The organism is Dermacoccus sp. PAMC28757 (genome assembly GCF_014302635.1).
Lineage (GTDB): Bacteria > Actinomycetota > Actinomycetes > Actinomycetales > Dermatophilaceae > Dermacoccus > Dermacoccus abyssi.
Genome location: NZ_CP060292.1, coordinates 497940 through 514786 on the forward strand (window position 1 = coordinate 497940; position 16847 = coordinate 514786).

Sequence of the window (16847 nt, forward strand, 5' to 3'; positions counted from 1 at the left end):
CCGACAGGGCGGGCCGGTGAGTGGTCAGACGGTGTCGAGGCGGCGGAACGGCTGCGCCTTCTCGACCTGCAGCGCGAGACGCAGCAGGGTGTTCTCGCCACCGCCTCGCCCGGACACCATGACGCCCACGGGAAGACCGTCGGCCGTCGCGCCGAGCGGGAGGCTGATGGCCGGGGCGCCCGTCGCGTTGTGCAGCGGGGTGAAGCAGCAGTACTTGAGTACGCGCTCCATGTGCGTCTCGAAGTCGAGGTCGCCCGCGAGGTGCCCGATCTCCGGCGTGATGTGCCCGAGCACCGGCGACAGGACGACGTCCGGGCCCTTGGCCATCTGTCGGTCGTAAACCTTGCTGCTCGCCTGCAGGCGCGAGAGGAAGACGGGTGCGTGCGCGAGGCGACGCTTGCCGCGGCGTGCAAGCCCGAGCGTGAACGGGTCGAGCTTGCTCGCGTCGAAATCCTTGTGGAACAGGCGCTTTCCGCCCGCTGCCGTGTTGTACGCGAGGAAGGCCCAGTAGTCGAGGAAGTCCTCCTGGAAGCTCGCCGGGATGTTCGGCTCCCACTCCTCGACGTGGTGACCGAGCTCGCCGAGCAGCTTCGCGGCGCCCTCGACGGCAGCGCGCGTGTCGGCGTCCGACGGCGGCGCGAAGGGGCTGTCGACCATGACGCCCACGTGCAGCGGACGCTCCAGCTCGGGGTTCGCGCTGACGCCGATGGCGGGCAGCTTGCGGTTGCGGCGCACCCGCTCGGCCTCCTCGAAGAAGGTCACCGTGTCGCGCACGGTGCGGGTGAGAACCGAGTCGGCGACGATCTTGACCGGCATGGACGCCGCGCTTTCGCCGAGCACGAGGCGTCGTCGCGTCGGCTTGAGTCCGACGAGGCCACAGGCCGCGGCAGGAATGCGGATGGAGCCACCACCGTCGTTGCCGTGCGCGATCGGCAGGGCACCCGACGCGACGAGGGCCGCGGCGCCACCGGACGAACCGCCCGAGGAGCGGCTCGTGTCCCACGGGTTGCGGGTGACGTCGTCGCCCGGACGCTCCGTTGTCGCCGTCCAGCCGAAGGGGGGCATCGTCGTGGTGCCGATCGGCACGAGTCCGGTGGCGAGCATCTGCGTGGCGACCTTGCCGCTGCGGCGGTTGCTCACGCGCGGCATCGCCTGGGAGCCCTGCGTCATGGGCACGCCCGCGACGACGATGTTGTCCTTGAACGCGCTCGGCACGCCGCGCAGGCCTGCGCCGTGCTTGTCGTGAACGCCGCCGCTCAGGCCGGAGTCGATGCGGCCGGCGCGCTGACGGGCCCGCTTCGCGTCGAGGAACTCGAGGGCGTTGAGGACGCCGTCGACCTTTTCGACACGTGCCAACGCGGCTTCGACAGCTTCGCTCGCGCTCACCTCGCCGGCCGCGATGGCGGCGGCCAGCCCCGTGGCGTCGTGCGTCCCGAGCGCGTCGTCACCGAACGCGTGCACGCGCTTCGCCGTCGTCTTGCTCGTGTCTGCCTGCGTCGTCATCGTCGTCCCCTTGCACAGAGTCGGCTGGTGGTCGCGGTAGCCCGAGTGGGCCGCCCAAGAACCCCAGTCTCGCGCGTCCGGGCCCGTTGAGCGGGCACTTCTGATCAAGAAACCTACTTTTGCGTAGCCACTCGACGAGCGCCGGCTCGACGAGGGCCCCACCCCCGCCCCGAGCGAATCTCGTCCTCTGAGGGCCGTCTCGTCACGAGCCGAACTGCGGGACCCACCCCGCTCTGCTGACATTCGGCAGGACGCCATCCGGGTCGTGATGGACGGTGAGGAAGCACTCCGGGCTGAAGAGTCCCTCGAGCGAAAGTCCGCGTGACGGCTCCTCGCACGCTGCACGATCGAGCAGGACGCCTTCCCGAGACGAGGTCACCGCACCGGGAGGGGCCGTCGTGTCGACGATGACTTCCACGTACTCCTTTCCCAACCAAACGAGTTCTCGGCGACTTGTCCACGGACCGTCCGGTGGAAGCCCCACCCACGTCGACCACGAGACCGTAGGCGGGCACCAGGACGCGGCGATCTCTGGGCCTGTGGCTGCTCCGAACCCGTACGGCGGAGCAGCGGTGATCTGACCGAAGACGGCTTCCGAGTTCCGGCACGTTTCCATGAAGGCGCGCTTGTGTCGTTCCGAGAGGTCCGCCCGAAGTCCTACCTGAAACACGGCAACCGGCGGTCCAGGGTCCAGAACCGGTGCGTCTTCGTATTCCTCGTCGTCAGCGAAGTCCGTGTCGAACGGGTCGTCGAACTCCACATCCTCTGTGAAGGTCTCGGGGAAGGAAACGTGTGCCACACCTCCACCCGCGAGCTCCAAGAAGAGAGAGCCCGAGCTCGCTTCTCGGACCTGGGACAGGAGGCTTTCGGCATCGCCGACACGTGTCCGAAGTGGCTCTAACTCCCCAGCCCGCGCCGGGAAGAAGTCGAACCCCTCAGCACTGGCAACCTCGCACCAGCTAGACAGAAGGTCGTCGAGCTGTTCGGGCACACAGACGAACCCCATCTCGAACATGAAGCCATCAACGCCTTTCGCACACAGGAGAGGCGGCCTCCTGACGAGGAAGCCCTCTCCCTCAGTGTTCCAGGAGGGCGAGGCGTTGCAGAGCCCCGAAGGCTACTTCTACCCTGCCGCGGCTTTCCGCAGCGACGGCGGCGCGATGCCGTGGTCGAAGAGGAGCGTGCGCGCCGCGTGCCAGCCGCACATGCCGTGAACGGCCGGGCCGGGCGCCGTCGCGCCGGAGCCGAGATAGACGCCGTCGAGCGGGGTACGCCAGGGCGCGGTCGACACCACGGGTCGCTTCACCATCTGCGCGACGCTCACCGCGCCGCCCGCGAAATCGCCCCCGGCGAAGTTGGGGCTCACCGCCTCGGCGAAGTCGGTGGCCCGCGTCGCGACGCTCGCGAGGACGAGGTCGGAGAAGCCCGGCGCGTACTCCTCGACGGCGCGTGTGACGAGGTCGGTGGCGTCGAGATTGCTGTCGTGAGGCACGTGGAGGTAGGCCCAGAACGTCGCCTTTCCCTCGGGTGCTCGGCTGGGATCGACGACGCTCGGCTGCACCGCAAGGACGTACGGACGCTCGGGCACCCAGCCGCGAGCGACCTGCCGTTCGGCTAGAGCGATCTCGGCGCGCGTTCCGCCGAGGTGGACTGTGGGCGCCTCGCCGAGACGGGCATCAGCCCACGGCACGGGCCCTGCGAGCGCAAAGTCGACCTTGCTCACGCCGCGGCCGTGCCGGTAGCGGCGCAGGGCCCGCGCGTACTTCGCGGGCAGGCGTTCTCCGGTGAGATCGAGGAAGGCGGGTACACCGACGTCGAGGACGCAGGCGTCGTACTCGTCGAGTTCGTCGAGGTCTGTCACCCCGCGATCGAGCACGATGCGTCCACCGTGCGCCTCGAGATCGGCCGCGAGAGCGTCGACGATGGCCTGTGAGCCGCCGACGGGAACGGGCCACCCGGCCGCGTGGGCCGTGGCAGCAAGGAGGAGCCCGCCGCCGGCGAGCGCCGGGCTGGGGTGTCGGCCGATGGCGTGAGCCGCGCAACCGGTGAGCATAGCGGGCGCGATCCCCTCCGCGAACCGGGCGTTCCAGGCGGGGGTGCCGGCCTCGGCGACGCGGGCGGCAAAGATCGTGGCGGCCACCGGGTCGCGCGGCACGCGAAGCAACGAGTTGAGCGTGAGATCGACCGTTCCGGCGAGGTGGTCGACGACCGGGCCGAGGAAGGCTCGGTACGCGCCGCCGTCACGGCCGATCGCGTCGGCGGCCCGGTCGAGATCGCGGTACCCGAAGCCGCTACGGCCGTCGGGCAACGGGTGGGCGAACGACATCTCCGGGACGGCGATGTCGATGCGGTCGGCGAGCCCGAAGGACTGGAAGAAGGGGCTCGCGAGCGCCATCGGGTGCACCGCGCTCGCAAGGTCGTGGCGAAACCCTGGGAGGGTGATTTCGCGGGTGGCCGCTCCCCCACCGAGCCAGGCGTTGCGTTCGAGGACGTCGACGGCGAGGCCGGCGCGCGCGAGCGTCACCGCGGCCGCGAGGCCGTTGGGCCCCGACCCGACGACGGCGACCCGGCTGATGCTCATGGCGTCAGGATGTCAGGTCGCGAGGGTGTTCAGCGGCGACGAATGATCTGGGTGGCGTCCGGGTCGTCGGGGTCGCTCGACTCCGGGGAGTACGGGCTCTCCGGGTCGAGGTGGCGGCCGGTCGGCATCGCGCGGGTGCGTCCGTCGTCGCCGCGCAGACTTCCGCGTGACGGGTGTGGTTGCGTCGCGGTGTAGCCGTCGTCCTCGTACCAGCGGGTCGAGTTGGGGCGGTCGTCGAAGTCGGAGAACTCGTCGTAGCGCACGGCGTCGGGCTCACCGCCACCGAGCGGGAGGTCGGCCTGGGCGGCGGGCGTCGCTGCTGCGGGTTCGCCGTACAGCGCGGCGTCCTTGCGCTCGCGACGGGCGCGCGCCTTGCCACGCAAGAAGCGGTAGATGCCGACGAGGAGCGCGAGCGCCGCACCGATGAGCAGCCCGATGGCGAGACCCGTCCAGTTGTCGACGACATCCTGGCTCGAACAGCTGCGCTTGAGCTCGGGGTAAAGATCCTGGATCGTCTCGATCCCCGGTGGAAGCGCGAGGAGGAACGCGATGCCGAGGAACTTGCGCCAGAAACCGTCGAGGAGCATGACGCCGACACCGGCGGGGAAGAACAGCCAGACATTCGGCGGCCGGGAGCCGGAGCTGAACCAGTAGTCACGGGCGAGCGGGCGCCAGATCGACCAATCGCACCCCGCCGCCGGGATCCCGAAGTAGTCGTTCTTGACCGGGCTCAGCGTGACGACGGCCGCGACGACGAGGCACCACACGACGAGCGCGAAACCGACTCGGTCGGCGTGCGAGCGGCGTCGGGCGAAGAGGAAGAAGGACACCAGCGCGAGGAATGCTCCGACGACGATGGCCGGGCCCGTCCACGGCAGGGCCTTGAGGATGAGGCGGAACTGTTCGAGCATGCGTTACGCCTCCTGGCCGTGCGTGTCGGGATGTTCACCCGGTTCCCGGGAGACAGGACACGGTAGCAACGACGCGTGACCTTCCCGTTATGCGGCGCGCGGGGTGGGCGTCATCAATCACGCACGAAGGGCCGAAACCTTCCCTTCTTGTGCACAAGCGGTCTGCTTGGACGCAAGAAGGGAAGGTTTCGGCCCTTGTGGTGCGGGAGGCGTCAGACGCGGATGCTCGCGTCGAACGCGCCGAGCGCGGCCGTGGCGCCGGAACCCTCTGCGACGACGATCTGCTTGTAGGGCTCGGTCGTCGCGTCGCCGGCGGCGAAGATCGCCGGGTCGGAGGTGCCGCCGCGGGCGTCGACGACGATCTCCTTGCGCTCGTTGAGCTCGACGACGCCGTCGAGGAACTCGGTGTTCGGCAGGAGGCCGATCTGGACGAAGACGCCTTCGACGTCGAGCTTCTTCGTCTCCCCGCTCTCGCGGTCGGTGTACTCGAGGCCGGTGACGGCCTTGCCGTCGCCGAGAACCTCGGTCGTCGCAGCGGACATGACGATGTCGACGTTCGGCAGCGACTTCAGCTTGCGCTGCAACACCTCGTCGGCGCGCATGGTGTCGAGGAACTCGAGCACGGTGACGTGGCCGACGACGCCGGCGAGGTCGATGGCGGCCTCGACGCCGGAGTTACCGCCGCCGATGACGGCGACCTTCTTGCCCTTGAACAGGGGGCCGTCGCAGTGCGGGCAGAACGTGACGCCCTTGTTGCGGTACTCCTCTTCGCCGGGCACGTTCATGCGGCGCCAGCGGGCGCCGGTGGCGAGGATGAGCTGCTTGGCGCGCAGGGTGGCGCCGGTCTCGGTCGTCACCTTCTTGAGGTCGCCGTCGTCCTCGATGCTGGCGACGCTCTGGCCCTTCATGACGTCGATCTCGTACTCGTGCAGGTGCTGGTCGAGCGCCGCGGCAAGCTTGGGGCCCTCGGTGTACGGCATCGAGATGAAGTTCTCGATGGCCATGGTGTCGAGCACCTGGCCGCCGATGCGGTCGGCGACGAGGCCGGTGGAGATGCCCTTGCGTGCGGTGTACACGGACGCGGCCACACCAGCGGGGCCACCGCCGACGACGAGGACGTCGAACGCGTCCTTGGCGCTGAGCTTCTCGGCGGCCTTGGCGTCGGCGCCGGTGTCGAGCTTCGAGATGAAGTCCTCGATCGTCATGCGGCCCTGACCGAACACGTCGCCGTTGAGGTAGACCGTCGGCACGGCCTTGATGTCGCGCTCTTCGATCTCGTGCTGGAAGGCGCCGCCCTCGATCGCGATGTGGTGGATGTTCGGGTTGATGACGCTCATGGCGTTGAGCGCCTGCACGACGTCGGGGCAGTTCTGGCAGGAAAGCGACATGTACGTCTCGAAGCGGAACTCGCCTTCGATGTCGCGGATCTGCTGGGCCTGCTCGTCGCTGATCTTGACGGGGTGGCCGCCGACCTGGAGGAGGGCGAGCACGAGCGAGGTGAACTCGTGGCCGAGCGGCAGGCCCGCGAAGTGGACGCCCACGTCGGTGTCGCGGCGCGCGATCTCGAAGGAGGGTCGGCGCTCGTTCTCGTCGGTGCGCGAGTAGGAGACGAGGTCGTGGAGGGCCTCGATCTCCTTGAGGAGCTCTTCGGTCTGCTTGGACTTGTCGGAGTCGTCGAGGCTGGCGCGCAGTTCGACGGGCTCGCGAAGGTTGCCGAGCAGCTGCTGGAGCTGGGCGGTCATGTTCTGGTCGAGAACGGCCATGGGGTGCCTCCTGGGAGTCGGACGGGCGTCGCTCGCACGTCACGACGTGAGGCGAGCGGGAGTCGGGTCGGAAGTGGGAGTCGGCGAGAACCTTGGGGGCGTTCTCGCCGGCTTCCACCCGCGGCCCGGGGGACGGGGTGGGGTGGCGGCGGGCGCGGAAGGGGTGACCGCGCCCGTCGTCACCGGCTTGGGGTGCGCGATGAGCGAGCCGCGAGGCTGAGAGCCCGAACTTGCGAGGGGTTCAGCCCCGCGGCTCCGCGAATCGCAACGGTCAGATCTTGCCCACGAGGTCGAGCGAGGGGGCCAGCGTGTCTTCGCCCTCTTCCCACTTGGCGGGGCAGACCTCGCCCGGGTGGTTGCGGATGTACTGGGCGGCCTTGACCTTGCGGACGAGCTCGGCGGCGTTACGGCCGATGCCCTCGGAGGTGACCTCGGTGAACTGGATGACGCCGTCGGGGTCGACGAGGAAGGTGCCGCGGTTGGCGAGGCCCTCGTCTTCGCGCAGGATCTCGAAGTTGCGCGAGATCTGGAGCGTCGGGTCACCGATCATGGCGTAGTTGATCTTGCCGATCGTCTCGGACGAGCCGTGCCACGCCTTGTGCGTGAAGTGGGTGTCGGTGGAGACGGAGAAGACCTCGACGCCGAGCTTCTGCAGCTCGTCGTAGTAGTCGGCGAGGTCGCCGAGCTCGGTCGGGCAGACGAACGTGAAGTCGGCCGGGTAGAAGAAGAAGATGCTCCACTTGTCGGCGACGTCGGCCTCGGAAACCTCGACGAATTCGCCCTGCTTGAAAGCGGTGGCCTTGAACGGCTTGATGGTCGTGTTGATGAGCGACACGTCATGCTCCTTCGCGTTGGGGATCGGCGGCGAGCGTGGCGCCGCCGCAAGCATTCCTTAACTGGAATGACTCCACTTTAGCCTATCTGGTCGCCCTGTCCAACAGCGGGCCGCGTGAACATCGCGTGAACGACCCGCCCCCCTCGCGGCGCGCCCCGAGTTCTCAGGCCGACGGCTGTGTGCACATCTGCGATTCACGGTCACATTCGTTCGCGACGGCGTGGTCGAGTCGCGACCATCTTCACCGTCCGACCGTGGCAACCTGGGGCCATGACGACCCACGAGCACACCCACCCACTTCGCGGCGTCATGATCTTTGCGCGAGACCCGGAGACGTCATGCCGGTGGTACGCCGAGCGCGTCTTGCGCGTGGAATCGACTGCCGTGCAGGTTGATTCGGGGCTCTGGTTCGTCGAGGTCGATGGTGCCGAGATCGGCTTCCACCCCGCCGACGTCGAGCGCAACCCGTTCGGTACCAGCGTCGTTGCCTACTTCGCGACGGACGGAGTCAGCACCCATCGCGAGGCGCTTCTCGATGCGGGAGCCGAGCATCATCGGGGGCCGCTCACGATCGGCGGCGGGCGCAGCATCTGCCAGCTCGTCGATCCGTTCGGCGGAGTCTTCGGCCTGGACGGCCCGCCCTGACGCCCAGCGCGTCCGAACATCGTCCGGAAACGCGTCAGGCACGACGCGTTCTCGGGCAATGAGCGCCGCACAACCGTTCACTGCAGGCCCTCACGATCGACGCGCCGTCGAGACACGGCTCAACCTTTCGTCACGCGATCCACGACAGGCCGAGCAGCGTCTGAACGACCTCCTCGACGGCGGCCGGGCGCGGCGGTGCGCCGTACGTCGCGCCGTGCAGTTCTCGGCCCGCACCGACAACGGAGTGCGTGACGACGCCTGGGTTGCGGTGGCCGCGAGCGCGAGTGCAGACAGCAACGTCACCCCGAAACCCGCTGCCACGAGAGCTTGTACGGCGACGACGTCGTCACTGGCGAAGCCGATGTCGGGCTCGATTCCGACGGAGGCGCACAGGTCGAGCAGCCCTGTGCGGCAGCGCTCGCAGCCCGCGATCCACCGGTCATCGGAGAACCTTCGCAGTTCGTCCGGCCGCAGGCCCGTCGCTTCCCTCTCGCCGGAGGCGCGCCCCTCCGCGATCGTGCCGCCAACCGAACGAGACGGTTCGACGAGGTGCAACGCGTCCCACCCGAGGTGCTCAACGGTGACGTCGTCATCGAAGTGCTGCCCGGAATAGGCGAACGTGATGGCGACGTCGACCTGCCCCGAGCGCAGCAACGCGGCGGCTTCCGGCGGTTCGACCTCGACGATGTGAGGCGGAAGTCTCCCAAGAGGCCAACACCCGCGTCAGCGGGTTGGCCACGGGATGCGGCTTCGCCACGCCGCAGAGCGTCCTGCGCGGCTCGCGCGGCACGGCAGGCAATGTCGGACTCGCCGCGTTCGAACTCGTGCCGGACGACGCCATCGACGACGCCGCGCACCTGCTCGCCACCCACGCCCACCTGCTCGCCTAGGGCGCCGCAGCTGCGTCACTCGCAGGGCTGCGTGCTCGTCAGAAGCGGGACGGGGAAGCGCAGGGCGGTTCGGTCGCCGTCGTCGTCACGGGTGGCAATGTCAGCACTGACGAGTGGAAGCGGCTCGCGAGCCGGTGACGCGTCCCTCGACGGAGCGCCCCGGGCCATGGGAGCGAAACACCCTCGGTGGGAGCGTTGCGACGCTCCCACCGAGGGTGTCCTGCTCCCGTCGGCGCAGATGCTCCCGTCGGTCAGCCGGCCTGCGTCCGGTAGGGGACGCGGCTCCACTTGAGGACTGCGGGTGAATCGGTCACACTCACCTTGAGCCAGCCCTTGTTGTTGTCCGAACCGTCCACCGTGATGCGGGTGAGGTTGTTCGCGCTGACCTTGACGCCGTAGAACGAGAGCCACCGCGAGCCGCTCGCCAGCGGCCGGTCGCTGGTGTAGACGTGCGAGTCCCCGTTGATGAGGTACACGGGGCCATGGAACGCGTTCGACTGCTTGACGAGTTCGGCGACAAGTGGCGTGAACGCCGTGTTGTTCTCGTGCGGCACGTCGTACGTCGGGTCAAACATGTCCGCCTGGAGAGAGACCGCGACGGCGCGGGACTTGTGCTTCTTCGCGTCGGCGAACGTCGAGCGCAGCGCCGCCAGGTTGGTGTTCATCCGCGCCTTCTGCTCGGCAACCTGCGCGGGCGTCGCCGCCTTCTCGCCGATACCGGTCCACGGCGCGAGGTCGTCGTTCGACCCGACGACGTGCAGCGCGGCGAAGCTCACCTTCGCCTTGCGCCACGTCACGATCTCCGGGAAGGCGCGGTTGACGCCGTCGACGTGCTGGGGGCGCCCGTTCGTCGTGTTGTTCTTCGCAAAAAACGTGGAACGGACGGCAGAGAGGCGCTCCAAGGGGTTGTACGAGCCGTTGTTCGGGCGGTGGCAGTCGGTCCACTCGTTGTCGCCGGGGGTGTAGACGAGCGGGTCGCGGAAACGGTCGAACTGCTTCTTGATCGAGGCGAAGTAGCTGTCGTCGCAACGCGTCGAGCCGTTCTTGATGTCGCCGACGTGCTGAACGAGTCGCACGTCGGGGTCGGCGTTGATTTCGTCGACCCACTTCGGGAACGCCTCGATCTGCGCCTGGCCGTAGGGGACGTCACCGATGACGGCGAAGGTGTAGCCCGCGTGATGCTTCGCGCCGTCAGAGGCCGCAACCGCCTGAGTGGGAGCCATGCCTGCGAGGCAGGCGAGAGCAGCAAGGGCGGCCGGGGTGCGATGTTTCACGTGAATCCTCCAAGTCAAGGTGCGGGCAGCCCCTGCATCCCACGCCTCCGACCTGACGACGGCGAGTCGCCGGCGCGAACGGGACATGAACGACTCGGGCGATGGGAGCGAAACACCCTCGGTGGGAGCGCCGTGACGCTCCCACCGAGGGTGTTTTGCTCCCGTCGGCGACCGAGGCCCGCCGCACGGTCAGTCGACCTGGGTCAGGACGACTTCACCTCTCGCTTGTTGAGGCGGATGAATCCGATGACCATCGGAAGGACGAGCCACAGCACGTGCGCGACGGCGAACTTCGCCCACCCTTCGTTCGACATCGTGCCGTTGTAGAGCGGCTGCGTCGTGAGGTTGAGGTCGATCCACTCACCGACCGTGCGCATCGTCTCGCCGAACGACGTCACGATGCTCACGAGGATCGGGATGAACAGGTACGAACAGATCGCGGCCGGGGTGTTCTGGAAAGCCAGGCCGAATGCGATACCGATCGAGACCGCGATGAGCTGCGCCAGCACGTTGCCGCCCACGGCGCCCCACGACATCGTCCAGTTGGCATCGTGACCGAACGCCGCCTGGGCGATGAGCGTCGTCGCTGCACCGATCGCGAACGCAAAGATGATGGAGAGGGCGCCGAACAGCAGGCCCACGGCCCACTTGGCGAGGACGACGCGTGAGCGGCGCGGTTCCAGCGTGAACGTGACGAGCGCCGTCCGCTGCGACCACTCACTCGTGACGGTGAGGATGCCGAGGATGGGCAGGAGGAAAGCCATCGGGATACCGGCAGCGGCGACGAAGTTGCCGAACCGCGGCGCCGACTCGCGTCCACCGAACATCACCGCGATGGACGCGATGATGATGAGGACGCCCATGGCGATGAGCAGCCACTTGCCCGCGCGGGTGTCGACCATCTTGCGCATCTCGACGCCGAAGAGGCGCCCGAAGGAGACCGGGGACGTGCGTCCCTCGTCACCGAGTCGGCTTGGCAGGCGTGATTGGGTCGGAGCGCCGCTGCCCTGCTGGGGCGTGAACTGCGCGCCCTGAGGAGCCTGCTGGGGCACCTGCGCGCCCGGGCCGCCCGCCATCGCGGGCTGCTGCTGCGGCGGGTAGTGCGCTCCGCCCTGCGGCTGGTTCGGGTTCATGGGGGTGCTCATCGCGCAACCTCTCGGGAGTCGGCGGCGGTCAGGTTGAGGAACATCTCTTCGAGGCCGGAGCCGCCGGCCTGGCCGAGCTGGACGAGGACGATGCCGTTCGCGGCAGCGACCTTGCCCACCTCGATGGGTTCGGCCGGCGTGTGGATGCCGGTCTGCGTGCGCTGCACGGGAATGTTCGCGGCCTGCAGCGCGGAGGCGAGGGCAGCGTCGTCGGTGCTGTGGGCGTTGGTGCCCGCACCGCGCAGCAGCTCCTGCTTCGTGCCCTGACGCACGATGCGGCCGCGGCCGATCATGACGAGGTCGTCGGCGATCTGCTCGACCTCGTGGAGCAGGTGGCTCGACAGGAGCACGGTGCCGCCACGCTCGGCGTAGGAGCGCAGGAGGCCACGCATCCAGCGGATACCGGCCGGGTCGAGGCCGTTGGCCGGCTCGTCGAGGATGAGCACCTCGGGGTCACCGAGCAGCGCGTGCCCGATGCCGAGGCGCTGACGCATACCGAGCGAGTAGTCGCCCACGCGACGCTTCGCCTCCGGCGGCGTGAGGCCGACGACGTCGAGGATTTCGTCGACGCGGTCGGTGCCGAGGCCCATCGTCTTGGCGCCGAGCGTGAGCACCTCACGGCCGGTGCGTCCGGCGTGCTGAGCACTCGCGTCGAGCAGGACACCGACGTGGCGCCCCGGGTTCGTCAGTTCGTCGTACTTCTTTCCCAGGATGGTGGCGTGGCCGCTCGTGGGCGGCGTCAGCCCCGTCATCATGCGCATGCACGTCGACTTACCGGCACCGTTCGGGCCGAGGAAGCCGGTGACTCGGCCCGGCTCGGCCTTGAAGGTGACGTTGTCGACGGCCACGGTTCCCCCGTAGCTCTTGGTCAACGCCTCTACTGTGATCATGCTCCAAACCCTAGGCGCCTGACGCTGCGTGAGCCCTGAGGGACATCCCCCATTTCGACCCTTCGCCGAAAATTCATCCTCAGGGTGGACACGGCGTCATCCTCGGGGTGGACATCCCTGGGGCCGGCGGGTCGTTCGAGGGTCGCAGCCGGGATGACGGCGGCGCCTTCCGTCCGGGGCTGAGTTTCGGCGAGGCCTCTGCCGGGGTTGTCGGAGCGACGAGACACAATGCGTGGCATGGCCGACGACACCGCACTCACCGAGAACGAACGCTTCGTCGAAGTGGACTTCTACGACACCGATCTCGACGGCCGACGCTTCGTCTCCTGCCGCTTCAACGGCTGCGACTTCACGGAGAAGACGATGGCCGCCACGGTGTTCGAGGGGTGCGCGTTCTTCAACTGTCGGTTCAACGACGCGCAGCTCGAGCAGGTCGCGTTCACCGGGTGCACGTTGAGCGACTGCGGGTTCTTCATGGCGACGCTCGCCGGGTGCAAGCTCTCGGGTTCGACGTTCGCCGACTGCTCGTGGACCCACGCCGTCGTCCGCGGTGGGCAGTGGCCGATGGTGACGATGCGCCAGGCGAAGCTCGACGGGCTCGACCTGTCGGACGTGCGCTTGGCCGAGGCCGATCTCAGCGAGTCGTCACTCAAGCGCGTCGTCTTCGACGACGCCGACCTCACCGGCGCGACGCTGCGCGGCTGCGACCTGCGCGAGGCGGACCTGCGCGGCGCGAGGGTCGACAGCGTCAACCTCGCCGGGGCCCGCTTCGGCAACACACGGATGGACGTCGACGGGGCGCTGGCCGTCGCAGTGGCGCAGGGCATCGTCATCGGTTGAGAGACGACGCCCTGGACACACGTCGTCGCACGAGCGGACGTTCCACCCGTGCGACGACAGTGCTCACTCAGTGCGTCGGGAAGCCCAGGTCGACCTGGCTCTCGGTCGGCTCCGGCCAGCGCGACGTGACGACCTTGCGGCGCGTGTAGAAGTTGAACGCCTCGGGGCCGTACATGTGTGTGTCGCCGAAGAGCGACTTCTTCCAGCCGCCGAAGCTGAACGAGCCGACCGGCACGGGGATGGGCACGTTGACGCCCACCATGCCCACCCCGATGGCGTACTCGAACTCACGCGCGCTCTTGCCGTCACGCGTGAAGATGGCGACGCCGTTGGCGAACTGGTTGTCGTTGACGAGCTTCACGGCCTCCTCGAAGGTGTCGACGCGCACGACCGACAGCACGGGCCCGAAGATCTCCTCGTCGTAGACCTTCATCCCGGGCCGCACGTTGTCGACGAGGCTCGTGCCGATGAAGAAGCCGTCGCCGTCGAAGGTCTTCTCGCGGCCGTCGACGACGATCGTGGCCCCCTCACCGGCGGCGCCCTCGACGTAGGAGGCGACGCGGTCACGCGCCTCGGCGGTGATGAGGGGGCCCATTTCCGAGGCTTCGTCGGTGCCGTCGCCGATGGTGAGCTTCTTCATGCGCTCGGCGATCTTCTCGACGAGCGGGTCGGCCACCTCGCCGACGGCGACGAGGACGGAGACCGCCATGCAGCGCTCGCCCGCGGAGCCGTACGCGGCGGAGACGGCGGCGTCAGCGGCGCCGTCGAGTTCGGCGTCGGGCATGACGACCATGTGGTTCTTCGCGCCGCCGAGTGCCTGAACCCGCTTGCCCTTGCCCGCTGCTCGCTCGTAGATGTACTGGGCGATGGGGGTGGAGCCGACGAAGGAGACGGCCGCGACGTCGTCGTGGTCGAGGATGCCGTCGACGGCTTCCTTGTCACCGTTGACGACGTTGAGCACGCCGTCGGGAAGACCGGCTTCGCTGAACGCCTCGGCTAGCCAGAGGGCCGCTGAGGGGTCGCGCTCGCTCGGCTTGAGGATGACGGTGTTGCCGGCGGCTATCGCCGTCGTCACCATCCACAGCGGCACCATGGCGGGGAAGTTGAAGGGCGTGATGCACGCGACGACGCCGACGGGCTGGCGCACGGAGTGAACGTCGACGCCTGTCGAGATCTGCTCGGAGTAGTCGCCCTTGAGGTGGTGCATGAGGCCGGCGCAGAACTCGACGTTCTCGAGGCCGCGCGTCACCTCGCCGGCGGCGTCGGAGACGACCTTGCCGTGCTCACTCGTGATGATGCGGGCGAGTTCGTCGCTGCGCGCCGTGATGATCTCGCGGAGCTTGAACATGACGGCGGTGCGCTTCGTCAGACCCGTGTCGCGCCAGCCGGGCAGCGCGGCGCGGGCGGCCGCGACGGCCGTGTCGAGTTCACCGGGCGACGCGAGCGCCACCCGTCCGGTGACCTGGCCGGTGGCGGGGTTGAACACGTCGCCCTCGCGACCCGATTCCCCTGCGACCCGTGCTCCGTTGATCCAGTGCCCGATCTGCGTGACGTCTGCCATGTGAGCGCTCCCTTCCTCGTCGTTTCGACCCTATGACGGGGCAGTGCGGGCGCGGGGCGAGCGCAGCGACCGAAATCCGCGTCGTCCGGGCGCCAGCGCGCCGAGGGGCTCCCCCGTAGGCTGGCCGCGATGTCCCACCAGAGCGAGCCCGACGCCATGCCTGCCGCGAACACCCCTCCTGCTGCACCAAGCGCTGCCCGCGAGGTGCTGCAACGCGTGTGGGGGTACGACGACTTCCGCGGTGATCAGGCGGCCGTCGTCGACGAGCTCATCGCCGGGCGCGACGCTCTCGTTCTCATGCCGACCGGTGGCGGCAAATCGCTGTGCTACCAGGTGCCTTCGCTCGTGCGGGAGGGGACGGGCGTCGTCATCTCGCCGCTCATCGCGCTCATGGCCGACCAGGTGGACGCCCTCTCGGCCCTCGGCGTGCGCGCCGGCTTTCTCAACTCGACGCAGCTGCCCAACGAGCGGGCGGCCACCGAGCAGGCCCTCCTCGCGGACGAGCTCGACCTGCTGTATCTCGCGCCCGAGCGACTCCTCGTGCCCGAGACGCAGCGGCTGCTCGACAACGCGCGCATCGCCCTGTTCGCCATCGACGAGGCGCACTGCGTGTCGCAGTGGGGCCACGACTTCCGGCCCGATTACCTGCGGCTGTCGATGCTGCACGAGCGCTGGCCCGGCGTGCCGCGCGTCGCCCTCACCGCCACGGCCACCGACGCCACGCGCCGCGAGATCGCGACCCGCCTCGAGCTCGAGGACGCGCGGCACTTCGTTGCCGACTTCGACCGGCCGAACATCACGTACCGCATCGTCGCGAAGGATTCGCCGCAGCAGCAGTTCCTCGCGTTCCTGCAGGCGGAGCACGCGGAAGACTCCGGCATCGTCTACTGCCTTTCGCGGGCGTCGGTGGAGAAAACGGCGGCGTTCCTCGAGAGCAAGGGCATCCCGGCCCTGCCGTACCACGCGGGCCTCGATCGTCAGGTGCGCGCGGCCAATCAGTCGCGCTTCCTGCGCGAGGACGGCCTCGTCATGGTGGCGACGATCGCCTTCGGCATGGGGATCGACAAGCCCGACGTCCGGTTCGTGGCCCACCTCGACCTGCCGAAGTCGGTGGAGGGCTACTACCAGGAGACGGGGCGCGCGGGACGTGATGGCCAGCCGTCGACGGCGTGGCTCACGTACGGGCTCGCCGACGTCGTGCAGCAGCGGAAGATGATCGCGGCGAGTGACGGCGACGCCGCGCACCAGCGCAACCTGGGGCGCCACCTCGACGCAATGCTGGCGCTCTGCGAGACCGTCACCTGCCGACGCGAGCAGTTGCTCGCCTACTTCGGGCAGCCGGGCACCGGCCCGTGCGGCAACTGCGACACCTGCCTCGAACCGCCGAAGACGTGGGACGGCACTATTCCGGCACAGAAGCTGCTGTCGACGGTCGTCAGGCTCGACCGACGCGGGCAGCGTTACGGCTCAGGCCATCTCATCGACATCCTGCTCGGGCGCGAGACAGAGCGTGTGGTGAAACTCGGCCACACCGACCTCACGACATTCGGTATCGGCACCGAACTCGAGGAGCGTGGGTGGCGCGGCGTCGTTCGGCAACTGCTGGCGGCGGGCCTGCTCGACGTCGAGGGCGACTACGGGATGCTCGGGCTGACGGAGGCGTCGGGCACGGTGTTGCGCGGGGAGCGTCAGCTCGCGATGCGCACGGAGCCGGAGCGACGCAAGACCCGATCGAGCTCCGGTGGTGGCAAGAGTGCGAAGGCGACTGCCGATCTGACGGGCGCCGAGGCGGAACTGTTCGAGCAACTGCGCGCGTGGCGCGCCGCCACGGCGAAGGAGCAGGACGTGCCCGCGTACGTCGTGTTCCACGACGCCACGCTGCGGGCCATCGCGACAGCGGCTCCGACGACGATCGTCGCGCTCGGAAAGATAAGCGGCGTGGGCGCCGCAAAGCTCGACCGCTACGGTCCGGGAGTGCTCGAGACGGTGGCGGCGGCCACCAGCTGACG

The 16847-nt window shown here is 68.8% G+C and carries 15 protein-coding genes; 4 read left to right on the top strand and 11 right to left on the bottom strand.

Annotated elements, in window-relative coordinates:
- Positions 1–24: 24 nt before the first annotated feature.
- The 6 genes from H7F30_RS02415 to ahpC all read right to left on the bottom strand — a co-directional run bounded on the left by H7F30_RS02415 (position 25) and on the right by ahpC (position 7593).
- On the bottom strand, positions 25–1503 hold the full coding sequence (locus tag H7F30_RS02415) for an amidase (RefSeq protein WP_187036482.1): 1479 nt from the start codon (positions 1501–1503) through the stop codon (positions 25–27).
- 202 nt (positions 1504–1705) lie between these two features.
- Positions 1706–2518, bottom strand: a complete 813-nt coding sequence (locus H7F30_RS02420) for a hypothetical protein (RefSeq protein ID WP_187036484.1) — start codon at positions 2516–2518, stop codon at positions 1706–1708.
- A gap of 108 nt (positions 2519–2626) precedes the next feature.
- A complete protein-coding gene (locus tag H7F30_RS02425) occupies positions 2627–4084 on the bottom strand; it encodes an NAD(P)/FAD-dependent oxidoreductase (protein WP_187036485.1) in 1458 nt (485 codons plus the stop codon).
- 29 nt (positions 4085–4113) lie between these two features.
- The gene (locus tag H7F30_RS02430) at positions 4114–4995 is read right to left on the bottom strand and encodes a hypothetical protein (protein ID WP_187036487.1); all 882 of its coding nucleotides are present in this window, start codon (positions 4993–4995) and stop codon (positions 4114–4116) included.
- A 212-nt stretch (positions 4996–5207) separates the two neighbouring features.
- On the bottom strand, positions 5208–6758 hold the full coding sequence (gene ahpF / locus H7F30_RS02435; RefSeq protein ID WP_187036489.1) for an alkyl hydroperoxide reductase subunit F: 1551 nt from the start codon (positions 6756–6758) through the stop codon (positions 5208–5210).
- A 271-nt stretch (positions 6759–7029) separates the two neighbouring features.
- Entirely contained in the window at positions 7030–7593 is a 564-nt protein-coding gene (gene ahpC, locus H7F30_RS02440; protein ID WP_047311193.1) for an alkyl hydroperoxide reductase subunit C, read from the bottom strand.
- A gap of 270 nt (positions 7594–7863) precedes the next feature.
- Here ahpC and H7F30_RS02445 point away from each other — a divergent pair, with 270 nt between their 5' ends.
- Positions 7864–8238 carry a VOC family protein gene (locus H7F30_RS02445; RefSeq protein ID WP_187036491.1) on the top strand — a complete coding sequence of 125 codons (375 nt, stop codon included), beginning with the start codon at positions 7864–7866 and terminating at the stop codon, positions 8236–8238.
- Between the two features lie 90 nt (positions 8239–8328).
- Here H7F30_RS02445 and H7F30_RS02450 read toward each other — a convergent pair whose 3' ends face one another.
- Positions 8329–8892: a LysR substrate-binding domain-containing protein gene (locus tag H7F30_RS02450; protein WP_187036493.1), complete on the bottom strand. Its 564-nt coding sequence runs from the start codon at positions 8890–8892 to the stop codon at positions 8329–8331.
- A 77-nt stretch (positions 8893–8969) separates the two neighbouring features.
- Here H7F30_RS02450 and H7F30_RS02455 point away from each other — a divergent pair, with 77 nt between their 5' ends.
- Entirely contained in the window at positions 8970–9128 is a 159-nt protein-coding gene (locus tag H7F30_RS02455) for a hypothetical protein (RefSeq protein ID WP_187036496.1), read from the top strand.
- A 251-nt stretch (positions 9129–9379) separates the two neighbouring features.
- Here the strand turns inward: H7F30_RS02455 and H7F30_RS02460 are convergent, their stop codons facing one another.
- The 3 genes from H7F30_RS02460 to H7F30_RS02470 all read right to left on the bottom strand — a co-directional run bounded on the left by H7F30_RS02460 (position 9380) and on the right by H7F30_RS02470 (position 12437).
- Entirely contained in the window at positions 9380–10402 is a 1023-nt protein-coding gene (locus H7F30_RS02460; RefSeq protein WP_187036498.1) for a metallophosphoesterase, read from the bottom strand.
- 203 nt (positions 10403–10605) lie between these two features.
- Positions 10606–11547, bottom strand: a complete 942-nt coding sequence (locus tag H7F30_RS02465) for an ABC transporter permease (RefSeq protein WP_187036501.1) — start codon at positions 11545–11547, stop codon at positions 10606–10608.
- A complete protein-coding gene (locus H7F30_RS02470) occupies positions 11544–12437 on the bottom strand; it encodes an ABC transporter ATP-binding protein (protein WP_047310794.1) in 894 nt (297 codons plus the stop codon). The genes H7F30_RS02465 and H7F30_RS02470 overlap by 4 nt, the downstream gene beginning before the upstream one ends.
- A gap of 237 nt (positions 12438–12674) precedes the next feature.
- On the opposite strand from H7F30_RS02470, the gene H7F30_RS02475 reads away from it, so the two are divergent.
- On the top strand, positions 12675–13277 hold the full coding sequence (locus H7F30_RS02475) for a pentapeptide repeat-containing protein (protein WP_187036503.1): 603 nt from the start codon (positions 12675–12677) through the stop codon (positions 13275–13277).
- Positions 13278–13344: 67 nt separating this feature from the next.
- Here H7F30_RS02475 and H7F30_RS02480 read toward each other — a convergent pair whose 3' ends face one another.
- Positions 13345–14838 carry a CoA-acylating methylmalonate-semialdehyde dehydrogenase gene (locus tag H7F30_RS02480; RefSeq protein WP_187036505.1) on the bottom strand — a complete coding sequence of 498 codons (1494 nt, stop codon included), beginning with the start codon at positions 14836–14838 and terminating at the stop codon, positions 13345–13347.
- 129 nt (positions 14839–14967) lie between these two features.
- On the opposite strand from H7F30_RS02480, the gene recQ reads away from it, so the two are divergent.
- Positions 14968–16845: a DNA helicase RecQ gene (recQ, locus tag H7F30_RS02485; RefSeq protein WP_370562860.1), complete on the top strand. Its 1878-nt coding sequence runs from the start codon at positions 14968–14970 to the stop codon at positions 16843–16845.
- The last annotated feature ends 2 nt before the right edge of the window (positions 16846–16847 follow it).